Source organism: Methylophaga sp. UBA4204 (genome assembly GCF_002379485.1).
In the GTDB taxonomy this organism is placed as follows: domain Bacteria; phylum Pseudomonadota; class Gammaproteobacteria; order Nitrosococcales; family Methylophagaceae; genus Methylophaga.
The window spans coordinates 1-4,258 of the sequence record NZ_DFTU01000016.1 but is presented as its reverse complement, the minus strand read 5'-3'; the positions used below and the strand labels follow the sequence as shown (position 1 = coordinate 4,258).

Below are 4,258 nucleotides of genomic sequence, written 5' to 3'. Positions count from 1 at the left end.
CGCCCGCTTCAGGCTGCTGGTGGCAAAGTTATTTCGGCTGAACAGGTTCAGGATGGCGCGATTGCTTCAACTCGAGATTTATATGCGGCAGTAGTTGATAGGGTTTCAGACCTGTCTGATTAACAGCTCAATAGAAAAGCCCGCCAGTTATCAACTCTGGCGGGCTTTTTTACTTATTCCTTTTCAAATGGAACAGGAATCGGTGTGTCGCCAGTAGAGGGTGGCAATTGTGGTACGGCAAATTGAGGCTGGTCACCCGTCAGGGTTTTCAAAAATGCCGTTATGTTTTGAATGTCCTGTTTTTCCAGCTTCTGTCCCAGTTGCAGTCTGGCCATCACATCGACGGCATCTTCCAGTTTCCAATAGGCACCGTCATGGAAGTATGGGTAAGTCAATTCAACATTGCGTAAAGTTGGTACTTTGAATGAAAAGCGATCGGCATCTTTACCGGTCACTGCAATACGTCCTTCAGCCGGGTTTTCGGTCTGGTAGGGTTCCATAATCCCCATCTTCTGGAATGAACTGCCACCTACAGCAGCCCCGTTATGACAAGCCACACAACCGATTTCTTTAAATTTCTGATAACCGGCAATTTCAGTGTCAGTCAAGGCATTGTCACTGCCTTTAAGCCAAAGATCAAAACGGGAATTGGGAGTGACCAGGGTTTCTTCAAAAGCTGCTATGGCATTGGTAACCTGATCCAGAGTAATCTCATTACTGCCATAGATTTTATTGAATGCTGCAACGTATTGTGGAATCGAACGCAAAACATCAATGGCCAGAGAGTGGCTAAAAGCCATTTCCATCGGATTAGCAATTGGTCCGGCAGCCTGTTCCTGCAAATCGGCTGCCCGACCATCCCAGAACTGGGCCAGATTCATACTGGAATTGAGTACGGTGGGAGAGTTGATTGGTCCTTGCTGCCAATTATGACCAATGGAAGTCGGCAAGTTATCACTGCCTCCCATACTGAGATTATGACAGGAATTACAAGATATGAACCCTGAGCGGGAGAGTCTGGGGTCAAAAAAAAGTTTTTTCCCGAGTTCAACTTTGGCGGGTTCGGTAATAATAAATGGCTGTATCGGTTTGATGGGCTCATTTCTAAAATTATCTGCCAACACAAGGGATATATTTAAAAACGTTATAAGTCCTACCAGTAGTGTTTTATACATTACTTACCTCACTTATCTGATTAACAACAGATGTTGATAATTTGATTTTAGGGAGACTTATTATTTGCTGTAGGGTTATCGGGCTTTGATTTGATCTGGATCATAAGATCCAATTTACGGGATAAAAAATTCTTGTTCGATAGTAATTGTTATCATAACTAAAAATAATTAAGAGAGAGAAAACCATGCCTTTAAAACACATCTTCTGGTTGGGAGGGCTTTTAACTGTTTTATCCCTGCCAGTTTTAGCAACAGAGATTGAATGGCCGGTTTATGGTGGCGATGATCTACATCAACGGCACAGTAAGCTGGTCCAAATTAACAAAAGCAATGTTATGGAGCTGGTTGAAGCATGGGAATTTGATACCGGTGTAAATGAAACCTTTCAGGCAACACCGGTGGTTCAGAATGGCGTGATGTATGTTTCTTTGCCGTTTAACGATGTGGTCGCACTGGATGCCGCGAGTGGTCAACAATTATGGCGTTATGAGCATGATTTAGATGAAGATTATCCCATTTGCTGTGGTCCTGCCAATCGCGGTGTGGCTGTATCAAATGGTATGGTTTTTACCGGCACCATTGATGCCAGATTGATTGCATTGGATGCCAAAACAGGAGAAAAACGCTGGGATAATCGTGTTGTTGATGAAAACAGTGGTATTCAGGAAGATGTTAGTACGCTGGACGATACTGAACTGGGCAGCGTCTCCGGTACCTCGGGAGCGGGCATCAATATGGCCCCGATGATTTATCAGGATACAGTCATTATTGGCATCACCGGCGTGGGATATGGATTACATCTTGATGCTACGGATTCTGATTCACCTTTGGGCGCTGTAGTCGGTATCGCCGGGAAATATGGGCGCCGTGGTTTCATGGCAGGATATGACATCGAAACTGGTAAACAAAAATGGCAGTTTGACACCATCAAGTCTGAAAATTGGGAAGGTGATTTTGTTACCAAAACAGCTGATGGGGTGAAATTACCTCGCGATATAGCAAAAGAAAAAGCCGCTCTGGAACAGCACGGTGACGCCTGGCGTTATGGTGGTGCTTCGGCATGGAGTACGCCGGTTATTGACCCATATACTGGCATTCTGCATTTTGGTACCGGTAATCCATCACCGCAAATGGAAGGCTCATCCAGACCAGGTGATAATCTTTACAGCAGTTCATTACTGGCACTTGATGCCAACAGTGGCGATTATCGCTGGCATTACCAACAAGTCCCGCATGACAGCTGGGGTTATGATGTAGCCAGTCCGCCGGTTTTGTTTGATATTACCATTAAGGGGCAACCTACTCCCGCAATTGGTCAGGCTGGTAAAACGGGCTGGTTTTATGTACATGACAGACGTAATGGTAAGTTTCTCTATAAAAGCGAAGCCTTTGTCCCGCAAAAAAACATGTTTGAACTTCCCAGCAGTGAAGGAACGATTATTTATCCTGGTGTAATGGGCGGTGCAAACTGGTCTCCCGTTTCAGTGGATGCTCGCAGACGTTTGGTATTTATTGCCGCCATTCACTGGCCGGTGGAATATAAATTACACAAACAGGCTGCCAAGGATGGAGAAGAAGCGGTGCGTTATTCTTCGATGTCTCCTTTAAATACTCCTGAAAAACATGGTTTATTAACTGCAATTGATTTAGATAGTGGAGAAATAGTCTGGCAGGTCAAAACTGAAAATCCATTGATAGGCGGCGTTTTAAGTACAGCCAGTGGTCTGGTGTTCACCGGAGAAGGGAGCGGTGAACTGATGGCCTTTGATGCTGATTCGGGAGAAAAACGCTGGAGTGGTAAAACGGAAGCGGGCGTCAATGCGCCACCGATTACATACAGCGTTAATGGTAAACAGCATATTGCTGTTGCGGTGGGTGGCAATCGTCTGTTTGGTTTCAAAACTGGACAAAAAATCAAGGTATGGCGTTTACCCTGAAGAGTTACAGATTAATAAATCCTGATGAACGGAGTTCAGATGGCTGAATACGCTGCATATTATGGAAACGACTTATAGATGAATAGCATCCAGACCAGGATGATTCTACTTTGTGTCAGTCTGATTTTACTGACAGCTTTCGCGATGCAGCTGAGCCATGGTTGGTTTATTCATAAACATAATCAGCAGCAAATCCGTGAACAGGTGGCAAATGCTGCTTATTTTCTGCATCAGTACATCGACAGCCGGGAAACCAATTTACATTACGCCACCAGAGTCATTATTCAGGACTTTGGATTCAGAGAAGCTGTTGCCACCAATAATGTGCCAACCATTACCAGCATGCTCACTAACCATGCTGGACGCATTCAGGCAGATTTAATGTTGGTGCTCAATGATAACGGTGAGCTGATTGCAGCGAATGAGTTGGATTTTCCACTCTCTGATCTGGCCGATATCAACTGGCTGGCGGTTCATGGCATCAGTCAACAGGGTCAGTTTGTAGAAATAAATAATCGTTTGTATCGTTTATTCAGTGTACCCATAAATGCACCACATCAAGTCGCCATCAGTATTATCGCGTTTGAAATAAATGCACCTTTATTGGAAGAATTAAAGCTCAAAACCGGGTTGGATATTGTGTTTGAATCTACCCAGACAGATTTATTTTTAACGACACTGCCAATTCATAAAGCTGAGTTCGACCATCTTCTTCAAACAACTAATGAGCCTGACTTATGGTGGCAAAGATCTCAATTTTTATTGGAAGAGGTTAAGTTAAAAAACGTTAATAAACAGCCCATACAATTATTTTTGTTGGCAGATTTATCCATTTTTCATCGGGTTTTTGATCGACTGAATTATTCTCTGCTAGGTTTAACGTTATTTATTGTGATAATAAGTGTAGTGCTCAGTACTTTACTGGCCAAGCGGCTGGCAAATCCACTGTCCCATCTATACAAGGATTTGATTTATCGAGCGACCCATGATCATTTAACGACAATTCTAAATCGTCATGCTGCTATCGAACGGATCACCGAAGAGCTCGCGCGCTCAAGACGTAGCGACAAAATTTATTGTGTCGCATTATGTGACATAGATAATTTTAAAAAGATTAATGATACCTATGGTCATGCATCAGGTGAC

3 protein-coding genes are annotated in these 4,258 nt (G+C 43.7%); 2 read left to right on the top strand and 1 reads right to left on the bottom strand.

Annotation, left to right across the window (positions count from 1 at the left end; translation table 11 throughout):
- Nucleotides 1-173: 173 nt before the first annotated feature.
- Nucleotides 174-1,175 carry a cytochrome-c peroxidase gene (locus tag B3182_RS02160; protein WP_292354155.1) on the bottom strand — a complete coding sequence of 334 codons (1,002 nt, stop codon included), beginning with the start codon at nucleotides 1,173-1,175 and terminating at the stop codon, nucleotides 174-176.
- Between the two features lie 185 nt (nucleotides 1,176-1,360).
- Between B3182_RS02160 and B3182_RS02155 the strand changes: the two genes are divergently transcribed.
- Together B3182_RS02155 and B3182_RS02150 are read left to right on the top strand one after the other, a co-directional pair.
- Nucleotides 1,361-3,112, top strand: coding sequence for a pyrroloquinoline quinone-dependent dehydrogenase (locus tag B3182_RS02155; RefSeq protein ID WP_292354157.1), 1,752 nt, complete (start codon nucleotides 1,361-1,363; stop codon nucleotides 3,110-3,112).
- Nucleotides 3,113-3,190: 78 nt separating this feature from the next.
- Nucleotides 3,191-4,258, top strand: a 1,068-nt coding sequence (locus B3182_RS02150) for a sensor domain-containing diguanylate cyclase (protein WP_292751363.1), incomplete at its 3' end; no start/stop codon positions are given.